We start from the raw sequence: 15090 nt of genomic DNA, 5'->3' as shown, positions 1-15090 counted from the left end.
TTTTAGCCACAAGTGTTACAAAAAAGCTTGACCACAACAAACTATTCCTCATTTTCTGATAAATCCCGATTGTTCTAATCTTTTTTACGCCCACCTTCTTGCCCTTCGGACAAGAAGTATCCCTCGCTCAAAGAGCTCGGTCAATTCCGAATTGTCGTTCCCAGTATACCATGCCTTCTCCCCGCAGGAAAGCATGGCGAAAACCAAAAATGTCCCCGGAGAGCTTGTGCGTATGTTTTTTCAGCGTTTCCGATCTAAATTTCTCAGAACAGAATATCCTCCGGCTTGAACTTATCTTTTTCGGTAATGGGGCGGATCACCTTGCAGGGCACCCCCGCAGCGATGACACCGGCGGGAATGTCATGGGTGACGACGCTTCCCGCCCCGATAACCGAGCCTGCCCCGATGGTAACGCCGCCGCAGACGGTGGAATTTGCACCGATCCAGACGTTTTCCTCCAGCGTAATAGGTGCTGAGGTGCCAATGCCATGGCTGCGCTGCTCCGGGTCGATGGCATGACCGGAGCAGGCAAGGCATACGCCGGGGGCAATAAAGGCACCTGCTCCGATGTTTACCGGAGAGGTATCCAGAATGACACAGTTATAGTTGATGACCGCCAAGCCGTGAGTATGGATGTTAAAGCCATAGTCACAGTGGAAGTCCGGCTGAATGCCGGTCATGGGAGAGCATGTGCCCAGCAGGGTCTGCAGGATGCTGCGCCGCTTTTCCTGTTCGTTGGGAGCGGTGCGGTTGTACTCCCAGCACAGTTGCTTTGCACGGTTCTGTTCCTCCGTGGGGGTGTTTTCATAGCCGCTGACGTAGGCGGCAGGGCGTTTCATAATATCCAGAGCGTTCATCGTGTTTGTCCTTTCCATACAGTGTTTTCTCAAGGATTATACCACATTCTCTGTCGGTGTGTAATAGGCTGCTTTTCCCGCCCTCATTTGTTTGTCCGCTTGCAGGACTACCTACGGTTCGTTTTGGTTTTTTCAGTGCTCTGTGCAGCCTGATTGAGGCAAAAAAATACCCCGTTGTTTTCCCAACGAGGCATCAAAGACGATCATCTCAGCAAATCAGACAAGCTGCATTCTCATTTGGGGATATTTGCTGTTCTGCGATACTCTTTTATGGCTTTCACCAAGAGCTGAGGGTTACTGAAATACTGCTTCACAAAATCATACGACTTCACATCATGCATCCGAAGATTTGTTTTACAAAATTCGCTTGTTTTTTTTCCAGATCGCTTAAATTGATCATATTATCCGTTGGCAGTTACACGGGGCATATCGTACATGGTCATAGCAGCGGTAGCTTTGATGCGGGTGTCGATTGCCGCCGCATTGATCGCCATGCCGCCCCAGCCACAGATACCGATACGCTCGGAGTCCACATTCTCCTGCACGGAGAGGAAGTCTACCGCTGCGCAGAAATCCTCGGTGTTGATGTCCGGCGAAGCGACATAGCGGGGTGTACCGCCGCTCTCGCCGGTGTAGGACGGATCGAAGGCAATCGTCAAGAAGCCAAGCTCTGCCATTTTCTGCGCATACAGACCGGAGGACTGCTCCTTTACCGCGCCGAACGGACCGCTGACGGCAATAACAGGCAGCTTGCCCACAACACTCTTTGGCGTGTACATATCCGCCGCCAGTGTGATGCCGTAGCGGTTGTGAAAGGTTACTTTCTTGTGATCCACCGTGTCGCTTTTCGGGAACACCTTGTCCCATTCCTGTGTCAGATTCAGTTTTTCCATATTCAGACCTCCTTGCCTGTTGCCTTAAAATATGCTGTGCTGTCCACGGCTTCCAACCATTCATTGGAGGTTTCATCCCCCGGAACCTCTACCGCCAGATGAGAGAACCAGCTATCCGGCGCAGCACCGTGCCAGTGCTTGACACCCACAGGAATATTTACTGCATCGCCAGGGTGCAGCTCCTGTGCCGGTTTGCCCCATTCCTGATAGTAACCATGCCCGGCCACGCAGACGAGAATCTGTCCGCCGCCGTTTTTCGCATGATGAATGTGCCAGTTGTTACGGCAGCCGGGTTCAAAGGTTACATTGTAAATACCGACCTGCTGCGTAGAAAGAGGTGCGAGATAGCTTTGGCCGATAAAATATTTCGCAAAGTCATCATTGGATGCGCCGATGGGAAAGACCATTTCATTCTGATGCTCGGCTTTTGCGTCGGCAGCGTCGTCCTCCGCCCATACCTCCTTTGCCATACGAAAAGCCGCCCATGCCTTGGGCCAGCCCGCATAAAATGCCGCGTGGGTCAGGATCTCCGCAATTTCCGTTTTCGTCACGCCGTTTTTCTTTGCAGTTGTCAGATGGTACTGAAAGGACGAATCCGTCAGTCCCTGCGCCAGCAGCGCCACCACTGTTACAATGCTGCGGTCCCGCAGGGAAAGCTTGTCTTCCCTGCTCCACACCTGCCCGAACAGCACATCATCATTCAATTCCGCAAATTTGGGAGCAAATTCCCCCAAAGCCTCTCTGCCTGCCGTTTGTTTAACTGCCATGTCTCACACCTCCTTGCCCATCTGATAGGCTTGCTCCAGCGCAGGATGTCCGGCAATCTCACCCACGCCGTTCACACCGCCTGCAAACACTGTGCCCACCAGCGCACAGCGTGGGAAGCAGTCCACCCAGCCCTGCACAGCCTTCTCTGTGCCCGCAAAGGTCTCCGGTGCGTTCTCTGCCGCTGTTGCAAGCAGATAGGCTTTCGTAAAGGCGTAGTCCGTATCGAACAATGGGTTGGCACGATCCAGCATCGTCTTGAGCTGACCGCTGACGCAGTAATAGTAGACGGGCGTTGCGAACACCAGCACATTTGCATCGTGCATTTTGGCGGCAATTTCCACGGCATCGTCTTGGATGACGCAGTGCCCCAACTTCAGACAGGCAAGACAGCCCTTGCAGAAGCCAACCTGCTTTTCTCGCAGATACACAGTTTCTACCTGATGGCCCGCCTCCCGTGCGCCCTTGGCAAACGCTGCCGCCAGCGTTTCGGAGTTGCCGCCCTTACGGGGACTTGAAGAAATGATTAGTATCTTTTTATTCATTGTAGAACACTCCTTGCGTTTTGATATTCTCTGTGGTATTCTCATGGTATCACCTAAACCTAACTTTAGGTCAAGATATTTTTTGAAGATTTTTGGAGGGAGATTTATGTATTCAATTGGACAGGTGGCAGAGATGTTCGGATTGCCTATCTCCACGCTGCGCTATTATGATAAGCAGGGGCTGTTTCCGAACATGGAACGAGTATCCGGCATCCGCAAATTCGGTGACACGGAGATTGAAGCACTCCGGGTCATTGAATGTCTGAAAAAAGCTGGCATGGAGATCAAGGACATCCGGCAGTTCATGGATTGGTGTGTAGAAGGGCCGTCCACCTACCCGCAACGCAAGGCACTATTTGAGGAACAACGGTCGCACATGGAGACAGAGCTTGAGCAGATGAACCGCACTCTGGATATGCTGAAATTCAAATGCTGGTACTATGAGCAGGCAATCAAAGACGGCAGTGAGGACAGACTAAAGACACTGATTCCCGACCGCTTGCCGGACGGAATCCGAAAAGCATATGAAAACGCACACAGCTAACCTTTCCTGTGCCATGTATCGTCTGATTCAGAGCAAAAAATACCCCGTTGGTTTCCCAACGAGGCATCGAAGACGATTCTATTCTGTTTTCTGTAAACTGGTAGTCAGAAAACCTTAGTCAGTGACCAAGTTAGTGAGCAAGATAAATCGCCGGACATCCCACACGTAGTTTTGAATCTTTGTATGGCTTTTGCAGTGTCTGCATCATAGCCCAGCACCGCGATCAGCTGCTTTTGAAAGGAACCGGCAAACAGCGCCCACATCCCAAAGGGCATTCCGGCATACTTCATCGCAGATACCTCCCGGCTTCCGCTTCCAGTGCCTGCCACACCGGGTGGGCTGCGCCGTTCGCATCGAAAAATTTCTTGAGATCCCGGTTCAGCGCACTCATTTCGTCGATGGCGTTCATTGCGTGGTCGGAGGCGCAGAGCTTGCCCAGCGAGGTGGCACACATCAGCTTGAAAAAGCGCAGGCAGGTCTTGCGGTATTTCTCCCCTTCAAAGTCTGTATCCTCCTTGGGCAGAATGGTGTGACCGGCATCTCGGATAGCGTGGTATCCCTCGATGTTGGCATCCAGCACACGGTTCAGGTACGCGGTATCTCCCCTGAGCTTTTTCAGGTCGCCGTCTGTCTTATAGCAGGCGAAGGCCGCCGGCATCACAAACGCGGCATGGCAGAGCAGATAGTCCTCCATGTTCGGCTCGTAAACAACCTTATATTTTGTGCCGTGGAAGATGCGCCCGATCAACTGTTTATTGGACTTTGCATCCGTCAGCTGCCCGATGGTGATCTTCTTCAGGTCGATGGAGACCACCCGGTCAGCCTCCCGATGCCCGGCAGAAAGCGCAAAGGCAAACAGGACATTCTTTTCCGGCAGTGCCGCCGCCAATGCTTTTGTCTGTACGTTGTTGCCCACAAATACGATGTTTTTCGTCCGATTCGCCCGCAGCGTGTCCAGAGCGGAATCCAGCTGTGTATAGCGCAGGACCACAAAGATCACATCGTACTTTGCATCCGGTGCAAGTTCAGTCACCACCGGAATGCGGCTGACCGAGGTGCGGAGCGAAAATTTGTCCTTGATCCGCAGGCCATTCTGCTTGATCTCCGCAGCCCAGTTTCCCCGCGCAAGCAGAGTGACATCCTTTCCGGCGCGCAGCAGATTTCTTGCCAGATTGCACCCCAGAACGCCTGCACCATATACCAGAATTTTCATAGCTTGCCTCCAAATCCGATCTTCACGATCTGCATTTTCATCCCGTTGTCCCCGACCTTGGCGAGAAATCGGAAAAAGCCGCTGACGGAAGGGTCTTTCAGGTCGTTGTAGCCCATCATATAGCCCCTGCTGGATACTTGCAAACGGCTGTCCCATGGGGAAAGCTCGCTTTTCGCATCCGAAACCGCGAAATATGCTCCCACATCCTTGATTTTCGCCGTCCTGAGCCACGTTTTGGCGATCATCTTCACCGCCGTCCGATTGGCAGCATCAAAGACCAGCACTCCGCCGGGGAAAGCGTCCGCCATCCCCTGCACCAGTTCCCGAACCTGCTCCGTCAGGAAGTAATAGAACACCCCGGAGGCAAAGAACACCGCCCCGCCGGAGGCATCGATCTTGTCAAACCATGCGGGGTCTTTCAGGTTGCAGGGGATGTTTTGCTCCCGCTCCCCGGCGGGCAGAAGCTGCTGCCGCAAAGCGATCACATCCGGGAAGTCCAGATTGTAGATTTTACAGCTGCCGTTGTCGCAGGCTCTGCCGGTGTTATCCAGCCCGCAGCCCAGATTGACCACTGCCGCGCAGGGGTGGTTTTTCAGGTACGCCTGCACTTCAAAGGCAAGGTCATTCTGCCGCATGGCAACCTCCAGAGCACCGAAACGCTGCATCAGGCTGCGGGAATTTTTCTCTGCCTCTGAAAAGTCGTAGTCGATCTGGTCGATCAGACGCACCGCCGTTTCGTCCCGGTAAAGGTTCGGATACAACTCCGTACACAGCTTCCGTGAATATAGCGGGAGGATCAACGTCTCCTGTACGGTGTTTTTCTCGATTTTGTATTTCATAGGTTCCTCCCTCAGTGAGTAAAAATAGTCATCATTGCCGCCAGCACCATCGCTATGACTGCCATGCCCACCGGGCCGAAAAGCCACTTTTTCTGCTTGTCTTTTGCGGTGATGTAGGGCTTCAGATCTTCTGTTCCGGGAATCGTCCATGCGTTCGTATGTTCCACCCAATAGCCGTCGATCAAAAAGCGGTCGATGAGATTCATAACGGACAAGATGACAAGCAGCTGCCAGAAGCTCGCCGCAAAGCCGTGCGCACCGTTTATCCCATAGACGCAAACCAGCACATAGCCAATATAGCCGGGAATGCAAACGGCTTTGAAAAGTAGAGAATTGCGCTTGATTTTCTCGTGTGTTGTAAGTCCCAGCTTCACGCACCGCTGCTGCACCGCCGGGCTGTAAAGATGCACCATCCCAACAGCCCCTTTGCAGATGCCCACAGCACAGACAAGAAGCAGCAGTGCCCCCAGCCCAAAACCTTCCGGAATCGTTTGTAAAACCATCCCTGTTCTCTTCATTCTGCTTTCCGGCAGACGAACCATGCCATGCTCTTCACGGTTCCAAGTGTTACGGCTTCGTACAGTTTCCCCAGCCGTTTTTTCAAGCTGAAGGCCGTCTCATAGGGCGGTGTGAAGAACCCCGTCTTTTCATAGACGCGCCGGACGAACCAGTCCGTCCGCTTGTGCTCGCCCATCACATAAAAGCAGCCGCAGAATGTCCCGCCGGGTCTCAAGACCCGGAAAAGCTCCCGATAAGCGGCCTCCTTGTCCGGGAAAGCGTGAAAGCCGTTCAGCGACAAAACGATGTCAAAGGTATCGTCTGCATAGGGAAGTGCCCCCATATCGCCCTGCCGGAAGGTTACATTTTTCAGACGCAGGTGCTCCGCCTTTTCCTGTGCCTGCCCCATCATATCCGCCGAGTAATCGAGGCAAGTGATGTCTGCCTCCGGCATAGTCTGATAAACCGACATGGTCAGAATGCCGGTTCCCACCGGCACTTCCAGCAGCTTACCGGAGAAATTCTCTGGAATCCCGGACAACGCTTTTTCCAGATAGTCGTCGTTTTCTGCCTTGTTCATTGCCCACACCAAACGGCACACCGCTTTCCCACTCAGGGTAGAGCAGGTGATCATGCCGTCATAAAAATTGTTTCCGCCCGTCATTCGGTATGCGCTGCAAATGATCTCATTTCGCTCCATGGTTCTTCCTCCGTGTTTCAATCATCACACGACCGTTTCCGGCCTCATTTCTCCAAAATCTCCACGATTTTCGCAAAGTCCTCTTTTGCCTCCTTGAAGATCGGCAGCATACAGTAGCAATGCACCATCTTCGGGCGGGCAGACACCGTATAGGGGACATTCGCCCGTTTGCAGGCTTCCTCGAAGTCCAGCAGTGCGCCGTAGAGTACCTCGTCGGCAGAATAGAAGAAGTGGATATCGCCTACGCCGGTAAAATCTCCCCGGGAGCCGGAAAGCATATAGTCCGGCACATTCTCGCAACCGTGCCGCATGAATTTTTTCACTGTCACCATAAAGGCATAGTCGATGGAGACGTCCCGTTCATTGAGCGCCTGCATCCGCGCCTTTTCCGCATCGTTCCACGGCACCTCACCGGGGGATACGGCGACGATGTGCCTCGGCTGCGGCAGCGGTTCGGGCTGCGCGTTGTTGTGCGCCGCAATGCCCAGCGCCAGCGCACCGCCGGAGGAAAAGCCGCAAGTACTGACATTTCCGCCGCCGTACAGTGTAATCATTTTTCGATAACATTCGTACACCATCGCGTATGTTTCAGTAATGCAGTGTTCCATGCAGAGCGGGTAAAACGGAAACCACACATCACAGCCGGTCTCGCGGCAGAGCTTGCGCATCACAGGCAGGTCGCCCTTATCGGGGCCGATCACCATGCCGCCGCCGAAGAAATAGAGAATAGCACGCTTGGACGGTTTCGGACGCTCTCGCACGATCAGACAGGGAAAGCCGTTCACTGTAATTGTTTCATAATACGCCTTGCGGTCGGTGGGCGTAAAAATGCCGCGGTGCCGGTTCTGCTTTTCGATTTCCTTTTGCAGCGCATCCTCCGGCAAAGCGAACGCCTTTTTCGCGCCGGAGAGCTTATAAGCCATGTGCAGGATGGATGCAAAAATGCTCATGCTTGATCTCCTCATTTTCGCACCGTGATGCAGAGCCAACTTTTCTTTTTGTGTATCTGCACATCGTGAAAGCCTGCCTGCTCCAGATACGCCTTTAATTCAATATCTTTGTAGATGGTCATGCCGCCGATGATCTCCGTCCACTTTTCGTCCTTGTCCGTGTCACCGTTGCTTTCGTTGCAGATGAGAAAGGTCCCGCCGGGCTTCAACACCCGCCGGACTTCCCGAAGGCACCGTGGCAAATCCGACCAGAAGTAGACCGTTTCAAACGCGGTAACCACATCAAACCAATCCTTTTCAAAGATGATGTGTTCCACGCTGCTCTGCCACACCGCACAGCGCCCTTTCTGAATGGCAGTCCGGTTTAAATTCCGGGCTTTCTCTACGCTGACAGCAGAATAATCCACACCCCTGACGATGCCTTGCGGGCATTTTTTCAGCAGCCTTTTGATATTGGCGCCTCCTCCGCAGCCGCAATCCAGCACTCTGGCATCCGGCGCAAGCTCTAAAAAGCGAAGCCCCCACCGCGCCACGGGACTGTGTCCCAGATTCATCATAGCAACCATAATTTTCCCGCCAAGCCCCACAGGCTTGCGGGTGTTTTCAAAGAATGACATATCACACCTCCGTTTTCTCACACTCGGCATAGGTCAGCGGGAATGAGGCTTTCAGAACAACGCTTTTCCGCACCGCCCAGCCGTTTTGCCGCAGGAAGCGCAAGTATTCCTCGCTTGTCCACTTGCTGTGGAGAGGGAAGCCCGCCAGCTTCATGAAAAATGCCCTGACCTTTCCGGAAAACGAGTTCCCCGCGTGGGTGAAGGTCGGCGCGATGAGCACGCCATCGTCCTTCAGCACCCGATGAATCTCGGCAAGGGCTTTCTCCGGCTGCGGCACGATGTGCAGCGCGTTGGACACGATCACCACGTCGAAGGACTTGTCTGCATAGGGCAGGCGGAACATATCCTGCACCGAAAAGTGTAGCTTTGCAGATTGATTATCCCGCTTTGCCTCGGCGATCATCTCCACGGAGGCGTCCGTCGCCTCGATGTGTGCCGCTGCTTTTATGATGTGCCTGGCGATCAGTCCCGTTCCAGTAGCCAGCTCCAGCACTGTTTTGTCTTTCACGACCGGCCGGATCAGCTCATACATTTTTTCATATACTTCTCTGTCTTTTCGCATAAAGCGGTCATACCGACCTGCATTTCTGTCCCAGAAATTCTTGTGTTCTCGCATTGCTGTCTCTCCTTTTATAGTTAGATTTATCTAACCGGCACGTGCACATTGATAAGTTAGGTTAAGCTAACTTATGTATTTAGGAAAAGCCGCATTTCTGCGGCCTTTCGGCTTATACAAATAGCTTGCTGCAAGCATCACACATCTGTGTTTTCAGCCACTGAGGATAACGCCTCTCGATCTACTCCTTATGGAAACAGCCAAAATCTATTTTCACACCATTGCGGTGACTTTTGTCTTCTTATCCATATTATATCGTGCTCACTTCTTTTTTGCAATGGTATAGTATCTCTATTTTGTCATTTCCAAACGCAGAGCACGATTAGATTTTCTTCGCAATCGTAGACAGCTCCGAAATAATGCTCAGAAGATCATTTTTGACTTCCTCTTTACTTGGCTCGCTGCCCATCAGAGGATAATCCGTGCTGACATGGAGGATGCAGGACAGTTCGAGATTGAATTGTGTCGGCGATAAGGGCACCTGACAGTCCTGGGCTTTTGCGAAGCAACCGCATCCTTTGCCCGGATGATTTTAATCTGCATTTCCGCAGATGGTTCCGATACTCTGATATTCCTACTCATGGCCACACCTCCAATGGATCACGATATTCATAATCCTTTTTCCGGTTCAGATAGCCCAGTTGTTCCAATCGGATAGCAGCTGCTGATCTCGAAACATCAAAGACACCACAGAAAGTATCTATTTTTACCTGATCCTTGTCATAAAAACGCCATCCGTAACAGGTCAGAGGCTCCGAGTACCTGCTGGGAAGCAGCGGCACCTATGTCGTAGAAGCTCATGAAAAAGGCGGCGCAAAAGCAGCGAAAGATATTGAAGAACTGGTCAGCGAAGTGACCGGTATGTTCGCTGGCGGCGAATTAAGCGAAGATGCCATCGAAGGAGCTTATAAAGCTCTGACCGATGCCTACTGGATTGCCAAAGAGAACAATAAAAAATACGCCCCGAAAACGAGGCGTAAAAAATCCGATCAGTGATATTTATCGTACACACTTTTCGCTATACTGTAAACTGGAGGTGGTATGATGAATGCGGAACAGCTTTCACGGGTCGGTGAGAAACTGGTAAAACGCTGCGGTTCCAGAGACCCTTTTGAAATTGCAAGGCAGCTTGGTATCAATGTCATGCTTTGCGAAAGTTTTGGTTCCCTGAAGGGAATGTACCGGGTGATTAAGCGAAATCGCTTTATTTTCCTGAATAACAGTCTGGATGAAAATATGCTGCGCATCGTATGCGCACATGAATTAGGGCATGATCAGCTTCACCGGAATATGGCGAAAACCACCCCGATTCATGAGTTCATGCTCTACGATATGAAATCCAAACCGGAACATGAAGCGAACATCGTAGCAGCAGAGATTCTGATGGACAGCGATGAAGTCCTTCGTTACATCTATGAGTATGGATACACAGCCGAGCAGATCGCCAGTGCGATGTCCACCGACATCAATCTGGTTGCGCTGAATGTAGCACACCTGGCTACACTTGGTTATAATCTGCACGCACTGGAACATAAAAGCAACTTTTTGAAATAACGTATCTTCGAGGAGCCTTGATCGGCTCCTCTTTTTTGTTGCAAATTGTGCAGATGCCGTCTGCACAATTATTTCCAGAGCTGCTCCTATGTATAATTGACCCCCAGCTCCTGCAAATCTTTAGCGGCCGTCACAGCATCCACATGAAAGCGTTCCCGGTAATGCTTATTCATCTTTTTCTTTGCCATTTGCGGAATCTCCCGGATTTTTTGCTGATGACTTTGGGTTGTGCTTCTTCGGTGCTGTCAGCTCATAGCTCAAAGAAAGCAGGTCTTTGATGGCATCATCCAGTTCCGGTTTGCCAAGCTGAATACTGAGCCACTTCTCCTTATTCATATGATAGGCTGGAAAATAGCCGTCCTGCCCGCGAAGAGAGCCAATCAGCAGCGGATCGCTTTTCACATTGAGAACATCCATGATGCCTGTCTCCGGCAATCCCAACTTATCAGCAGATACTTCCAGAACTACACCATACCATTTATTATTGTCTTTGTGCCGCAGTACAGCATTCCGGTCATGCCAGGGATATTCCGGCTCTGTGCCGTACTGCTGGTGTATCCATGTAAATAATTCTTGTCGTGTCACTCCATCGCTCCTCCTTCCAGCCAATCTATCATGTCTTTCGGTCAAAAATAACGATGTAGACCATCATCTCATTTTCCATCAGGAACGTACTGATGGTATCGACTGCAACCTTCAGAGCCTGGTCTTTAGGATAGCCGTAAATGCCGGAGGAAATCAGCGGAAAGGCCACCGACTGACAGCCATTTTCTTTTGCCAGGTTCAGAGATGTCCGATAACAGGATTCCAGAAGCTCCTGTTCCCGATGCTTGCCATCCCGCCAACGTGGACCGACTGCATGGATCACATATTTGCAGGGCAAGCGGTATCCCTTTGTGATTTTTGCGCTGCCGGTTTCGCAGCCATGCAGCGTACTGCATTCTGCAAGCAGCTCCGGTCCGGCGGCACGGTGAATGCAGCCGTCCACACCGCCGCCGCCCAAAAGAGAAGTATTGGCAGCATTGACGATTGCGTCAACGCTCATTTTTGTAATATCGTTTCTGATAATCTGCAACGGCATTGCTTATTTTTCCCCTTTCTGCTGCCTCGTTAAACATGCTTCTTTTTCAATTCACGAATCAACATCTCAACCTGTGCTCCTGTAAGGAACGGTGTTTTGATTGTCGATGCCCAATAGAAATTCCGCTTCAAAATTGTTTTAATCTCATTCGGAGAAAGAGCAGGCAATGCTTTAACATCTCCATTGAAATTTTCCGGCACAATCATTCTGACACTATGATATTTTTCATCACCCACTTCCGTTGGTGTGTCTGTAACTATCTGTCCAACTGCAATAATTCCTCTTCCTTTGGAATAAAAAAGAGCATAGTCATCTTTGCGAAAGCTGTCGATATACCGTTTGGCATCTCCATATGCCGCTATTTTGTTTCCGAGAATCATCTCGGATTCATTTGTATCTGAATACGAGATATTCGTATCAAACATGATTCCTTTACACGCAGAAAACTTCAAACGATTATTTTCTATTTCTGTCAGAAACTTCACCCAGTATAAAACATTCTCCGGAATGATATGAGACTTATCCGGATTGATCGCAAATTCATAGATAACCGTTGGATCCGCTGCTTTCACATTTGAATATTTCTGTGCATTCTGAACGTTTCCTTCTGTTGTAAGCAGATACACTTCACCATTCAGGCTGGAATAGTCATCTGTATTGAGATCAACATCACCCTTCTTTACCTGAATGTAAATATGCTTTCGGTTCAGGTCATTTGGATCAACCAATACGCACTCATACTTTGGCGTAGCAATTTTATTTGTCGATGGAATGCAAACGTAGCCTTTCGTATCATACAGCCACAGCGCAAGTAAATCCTCAACATCTTCCGGCTGAAGCAGGCTGTAAAAATGCTTCTCACATAACGAGAGGGCTGGATCGGGATAATTGAATAGATCCAGTGCTGAATCGTGGACACGGTTATACAACATCTGACTGTATTCTTCCACTCCATTTTTCTTAATTCTCTGGATGGTTGAACCCATAATAAATGATGTTGCCACAGCACCAGGAACGGATTCTTCATCTGCCTTATCTGTAGCAGGATACCAATCTATATTGGTCAACTGATTTGCTGCATCAATCTGTGCTGCATCCTCGCGAAACTCCCAAGTACTGTTCGCCTTAACTCTCGCAATATAGTATTTCCCTTCATTTCTTGAGCGCATCCATAGGAGGTCTCCTTCTTTCACATCCTCTACCATGCGGCATACACTGTCGAATGATTTGTACTGAGTTCTTGCCAGATTACAGTAATCCAAAAATGTATGTATCCCAGAACGTTCTGCCTGGGTTAATTCACGCAGACTCCATCCCATTGCTGCGACATGATTTTTCAAGCAATAGTCAGCAACATTTGTGCCTCCTGTATTCACCTGTAATCTCCATACTGCCATCTTGTCTTCCTCTTTCTTTTTGCATTTAGAACTTTCTCATCATTCGCTTTAATATTATTATATATCGTCCACACATAGAGTTACAGATGCAATGTACATTATTTTGCACATTTCCGATTTGGTCTTGCGGTACTCTGCATAGGAGCTTTTCTTTCGTTCCAGGAACATCGCATACTCTGCGTTCAGCTCGCTGATGCGCGGGAGCTTTTTGTCAGAGCCGTTCTCTTTCTTATAAGCATCGAACGCCTTTTTCGCTGCGCTGTTGAAAAATGCCATAAATGTGTACCTCCTTGTACGATGCGCCCTTGCAGACGGATGAATAGTGAATGTCCCCTTGCATGTGCACCTGCAAATGGGCAAAAAATAGTCAGGTTTCCAATTTTAATCAGAAACCTGGCTATGTAAAAAGGGCGGTTCACCGCCGTCCTCGTTGTTAATATTCTGTGCTCAATAGAAAATCTGCAATGTGCATACTCTTAATGCCTTGGTAATTGCCTCCGGCAAATTCATCGGTTCTCAAAACATACTTCGGATAGTTATCCCGGATTTCCAGCAGTCGTTCATATTCACGCTTTTCTGTTTTTTCGGATTTAATCTCCTGTGTGACCTGTACATACAACCGGTCATTCTGCTTCTGCGCCACAAAATCGACTTCACCATCCGGCGTTTTTCCAATCGTCACGGTATAGCCTCGTCTGCAAAGTTCCAGATACACCACATTTTCCAAACTGGAAGCGACGCTGTCCGGTGTATAGCCCAGCACGCTGTAACGTAAAGCGGTATCAGCAAGATAAAACTTCTCCTGCGTTTTCAGAATCTCCTTTCCGCGCAGATCGTATCGAGAACAGCGATGAAGAAGGTATGCTTTCTCAAACTTTTCCAGATAGCTGTATACCGTTTCATTGTCGATAGCATGATTTACTGATTTCAGATAATCAGAAATTGATTTTGCCGAGAATAAATTTCCCACATTCGCAAATGTGTACCGAACCACCCGTTCCAGCTGGTCGATCTTGCGAATCTGGTTTCTCTTTACGATATCCGAGAAAATCGTGGAATTATAGATATCCCGGACAATCGTATAAACCTCATCCTGTGAATACTCTCGCAGGTGTGTTGCAGGGAAGCCACCCAAGCGGATATAGTCTGCCAGTTCAGCATGGATATCCTTTACCTGTGTATACTGCTTTTTGAATTCCAGATATTCCTGAAAAGAAAGCGTATAGATACGGAAGGAAACATATCGTCCCGTCAGGTAAGTCGCTATTTCCGAAGACATCATTCTGGAATTGGAGCCTGTCACATAAAGGTCAACATCATAATCTGTTGCTAGGGAGTTTACTACTTTCTCCCAGCCTTCAATTTCCTGAACCTCATCCAGAAAGAGATACGTTCTCCCAGTTGGATTGAGCTTTTCTTTGACAGCCTTGAACACATCCTTCGCTGTCATATCCTCATAATCCATGGAATCGAAACGCATACTGACAATCCGCTCAGACGGAATGCCATGCTTCTGTTGCAGCTTCTCCATAATCATTTTAAGAATAGTGGATTTTCCGCAGCGGCGAACACCCGTCAACACTTTTACAAAAGGTGTGTCGGTGTATGCCATAATCTTATCGACATAGAGCGGTCTGTTTATCATAGGAACCACCTCCATGGTTCCATGATACCGCAAGCGCATAAAGAAATCAATAGGTTTTGCGATTATAAACCGCAATTATGTTGATTCTCACTGACTTTTTTCGAATTATGTCGAATTCTGTTTCCTTTTAGTTTCAGAATAGCGTAGTTTAACCAAAAAGTCCAGAAAGCAACGGCACCAGATAGCGATAGGTAATCTTTTGATGTAATCTCCAGATTTTCCCCCGCTCCACACTGTGCATGCAGCTTTCACCGCACACGGCGTTCCATCGAATTCAACAGCCAAGGTTTTTCATATACGATTTACACACTTCGTAACAGCATAATTATCAAAGCATGATTACAGGCATTTCTGCCATAGTTCGAAGTTTGTTAAG

At 49.6% G+C, this 15090-nt stretch carries 17 protein-coding genes and 2 pseudogenes; 2 read left to right on the top strand and 17 right to left on the bottom strand.

Going from position 1 to position 15090, the window contains the following annotated elements; translation table 11 throughout:
* Positions 1–263 precede the first annotated feature (263 nt).
* From DWY93_RS15610 to DWY93_RS15595, 4 genes and pseudogenes are all read right to left on the bottom strand, one after another.
* The gene (locus tag DWY93_RS15610) at positions 264–890 is read right to left on the bottom strand and encodes a sugar O-acetyltransferase (protein WP_333549845.1); all 627 of its coding nucleotides are present in this window, start codon (positions 888–890) and stop codon (positions 264–266) included.
* A 371-nt stretch (positions 891–1261) separates the two neighbouring features.
* A pseudogene (locus DWY93_RS15605) lies at positions 1262–1756 on the bottom strand (alpha/beta hydrolase); the annotation flags it as partial.
* Positions 1753–2517 carry a carboxymuconolactone decarboxylase family protein gene (locus DWY93_RS15600; protein WP_117472602.1) on the bottom strand — a complete coding sequence of 255 codons (765 nt, stop codon included), beginning with the start codon at positions 2515–2517 and terminating at the stop codon, positions 1753–1755. The pseudogene DWY93_RS15605 and the gene DWY93_RS15600, both read right to left, overlap by 4 nt.
* Before the next feature lie 3 nt (positions 2518–2520).
* Positions 2521–3060: a flavodoxin family protein gene (locus DWY93_RS15595; protein ID WP_117472600.1), complete on the bottom strand. Its 540-nt coding sequence runs from the start codon at positions 3058–3060 to the stop codon at positions 2521–2523.
* Positions 3061–3166: 106 nt separating this feature from the next.
* Between DWY93_RS15595 and DWY93_RS15590 the strand changes: the two genes are divergently transcribed.
* Positions 3167–3604 (top strand): MerR family transcriptional regulator, encoded by a 438-nt coding sequence (locus tag DWY93_RS15590; RefSeq protein WP_117472598.1) that lies wholly within the window; start codon positions 3167–3169, stop codon positions 3602–3604.
* Positions 3605–3708: 104 nt separating this feature from the next.
* Here DWY93_RS15590 and DWY93_RS15585 read toward each other — a convergent pair whose 3' ends face one another.
* The 8 genes from DWY93_RS15585 to DWY93_RS15550 are packed head-to-tail and all read right to left on the bottom strand — an operon-like array spanning position 3709 to position 9037.
* Complete coding sequence (locus DWY93_RS15585) at positions 3709–3894, bottom strand: hypothetical protein (protein WP_117471168.1); 186 nt, start codon at positions 3892–3894, stop codon at positions 3709–3711.
* Positions 3891–4817, bottom strand: coding sequence for a 2-dehydropantoate 2-reductase N-terminal domain-containing protein (locus DWY93_RS15580; RefSeq protein WP_117472596.1), 927 nt, complete (start codon positions 4815–4817; stop codon positions 3891–3893). Before DWY93_RS15580 ends, DWY93_RS15585 begins: the two co-directional genes overlap by 4 nt.
* Complete coding sequence (locus tag DWY93_RS15575; RefSeq protein WP_117472594.1) at positions 4814–5656, bottom strand: class I SAM-dependent methyltransferase; 843 nt, start codon at positions 5654–5656, stop codon at positions 4814–4816. The genes DWY93_RS15580 and DWY93_RS15575 overlap by 4 nt, the downstream gene beginning before the upstream one ends.
* A gap of 11 nt (positions 5657–5667) precedes the next feature.
* Positions 5668–6159 carry a hypothetical protein gene (locus DWY93_RS15570; RefSeq protein WP_117472608.1) on the bottom strand — a complete coding sequence of 164 codons (492 nt, stop codon included), beginning with the start codon at positions 6157–6159 and terminating at the stop codon, positions 5668–5670.
* 11 nt (positions 6160–6170) lie between these two features.
* A complete protein-coding gene (locus tag DWY93_RS15565) occupies positions 6171–6854 on the bottom strand; it encodes a class I SAM-dependent methyltransferase (protein WP_117472592.1) in 684 nt (227 codons plus the stop codon).
* Between the two features lie 44 nt (positions 6855–6898).
* Positions 6899–7804, bottom strand: coding sequence for an alpha/beta hydrolase (locus DWY93_RS15560; protein ID WP_207658709.1), 906 nt, complete (start codon positions 7802–7804; stop codon positions 6899–6901).
* 11 nt (positions 7805–7815) lie between these two features.
* Positions 7816–8421 carry a class I SAM-dependent methyltransferase gene (locus DWY93_RS15555; protein ID WP_117472590.1) on the bottom strand — a complete coding sequence of 202 codons (606 nt, stop codon included), beginning with the start codon at positions 8419–8421 and terminating at the stop codon, positions 7816–7818.
* Position 8422: 1 nt separating this feature from the next.
* Positions 8423–9037 carry a class I SAM-dependent methyltransferase gene (locus DWY93_RS15550; protein ID WP_117471172.1) on the bottom strand — a complete coding sequence of 205 codons (615 nt, stop codon included), beginning with the start codon at positions 9035–9037 and terminating at the stop codon, positions 8423–8425.
* Between the two features lie 1044 nt (positions 9038–10081).
* On the opposite strand from DWY93_RS15550, the gene DWY93_RS15530 reads away from it, so the two are divergent.
* Positions 10082–10591 carry an ImmA/IrrE family metallo-endopeptidase gene (locus DWY93_RS15530; protein ID WP_117472588.1) on the top strand — a complete coding sequence of 170 codons (510 nt, stop codon included), beginning with the start codon at positions 10082–10084 and terminating at the stop codon, positions 10589–10591.
* A 165-nt stretch (positions 10592–10756) separates the two neighbouring features.
* Here the strand turns inward: DWY93_RS15530 and DWY93_RS15525 are convergent, their stop codons facing one another.
* The 5 genes and pseudogenes from DWY93_RS15525 to DWY93_RS15505 all read right to left on the bottom strand — a co-directional run bounded on the left by DWY93_RS15525 (position 10757) and on the right by DWY93_RS15505 (position 14714).
* Complete coding sequence (locus tag DWY93_RS15525) at positions 10757–11176, bottom strand: MmcQ/YjbR family DNA-binding protein (protein ID WP_117472586.1); 420 nt, start codon at positions 11174–11176, stop codon at positions 10757–10759.
* Positions 11177–11210: 34 nt separating this feature from the next.
* Positions 11211–11672, bottom strand: a pseudogene (locus tag DWY93_RS15520) (O-acetyl-ADP-ribose deacetylase); the annotation flags it as partial.
* A 29-nt stretch (positions 11673–11701) separates the two neighbouring features.
* Complete coding sequence (locus DWY93_RS15515) at positions 11702–13069, bottom strand: hypothetical protein (RefSeq protein WP_181968567.1); 1368 nt, start codon at positions 13067–13069, stop codon at positions 11702–11704.
* Between the two features lie 57 nt (positions 13070–13126).
* Entirely contained in the window at positions 13127–13345 is a 219-nt protein-coding gene (locus tag DWY93_RS15510; RefSeq protein ID WP_242990704.1) for a hypothetical protein, read from the bottom strand.
* 157 nt (positions 13346–13502) lie between these two features.
* Positions 13503–14714, bottom strand: a complete 1212-nt coding sequence (locus DWY93_RS15505) for an ATP-binding protein (RefSeq protein WP_117471175.1) — start codon at positions 14712–14714, stop codon at positions 13503–13505.
* Between the last annotated feature and the right edge of the window lie 376 nt (positions 14715–15090).

Origin of the sequence: Clostridium sp. AF28-12, assembly GCF_003435225.1 — a bacterium.
GTDB classification, from domain to species: Bacteria; Bacillota; Clostridia; order Lachnospirales; family Lachnospiraceae; genus Pilosibacter; species Pilosibacter fragilis.
This window is presented reverse-complemented; position numbering and strand designations above follow the sequence as displayed.

What these genes read in the sequence shown, in the direction of transcription:
- DWY93_RS15600 (WP_117472602.1), bottom strand. Translation starts at nt 2,517, where the DNA reads ATGGCAGTTAAACAAACGGCAGGCAGAGAGGCTTTGGGGGAATTTGCT.
- DWY93_RS15595 (WP_117472600.1), bottom strand. Translation starts at nt 3,060, where the DNA reads ATGAATAAAAAGATACTAATCATTTCTTCAAGTCCCCGTAAGGGCGGC.
- DWY93_RS15590 (WP_117472598.1), top strand. Translation starts at nt 3,167, where the DNA reads ATGTATTCAATTGGACAGGTGGCAGAGATGTTCGGATTGCCTATCTCC.
- DWY93_RS15585 (WP_117471168.1), bottom strand. Translation starts at nt 3,894, where the DNA reads ATGAAGTATGCCGGAATGCCCTTTGGGATGTGGGCGCTGTTTGCCGGT.
- DWY93_RS15580 (WP_117472596.1), bottom strand. Translation starts at nt 4,817, where the DNA reads ATGAAAATTCTGGTATATGGTGCAGGCGTTCTGGGGTGCAATCTGGCA.
- DWY93_RS15575 (WP_117472594.1), bottom strand. Translation starts at nt 5,656, where the DNA reads ATGAAATACAAAATCGAGAAAAACACCGTACAGGAGACGTTGATCCTC.
- DWY93_RS15570 (WP_117472608.1), bottom strand. Translation starts at nt 6,159, where the DNA reads ATGGTTTTACAAACGATTCCGGAAGGTTTTGGGCTGGGGGCACTGCTG.
- DWY93_RS15565 (WP_117472592.1), bottom strand. Translation starts at nt 6,854, where the DNA reads ATGGAGCGAAATGAGATCATTTGCAGCGCATACCGAATGACGGGCGGA.
- DWY93_RS15560 (WP_207658709.1), bottom strand. Translation starts at nt 7,804, where the DNA reads ATGAGCATTTTTGCATCCATCCTGCACATGGCTTATAAGCTCTCCGGC.
- DWY93_RS15555 (WP_117472590.1), bottom strand. Translation starts at nt 8,421, where the DNA reads ATGTCATTCTTTGAAAACACCCGCAAGCCTGTGGGGCTTGGCGGGAAA.
- DWY93_RS15550 (WP_117471172.1), bottom strand. Translation starts at nt 9,037, where the DNA reads ATGCGAGAACACAAGAATTTCTGGGACAGAAATGCAGGTCGGTATGAC.
- DWY93_RS15530 (WP_117472588.1), top strand. Translation starts at nt 10,082, where the DNA reads ATGAATGCGGAACAGCTTTCACGGGTCGGTGAGAAACTGGTAAAACGC.
- DWY93_RS15515 (WP_181968567.1), bottom strand. Translation starts at nt 13,069, where the DNA reads ATGGCAGTATGGAGATTACAGGTGAATACAGGAGGCACAAATGTTGCT.
- DWY93_RS15510 (WP_242990704.1), bottom strand. Translation starts at nt 13,345, where the DNA reads ATGGCATTTTTCAACAGCGCAGCGAAAAAGGCGTTCGATGCTTATAAG.
- DWY93_RS15505 (WP_117471175.1), bottom strand. Translation starts at nt 14,714, where the DNA reads ATGATAAACAGACCGCTCTATGTCGATAAGATTATGGCATACACCGAC.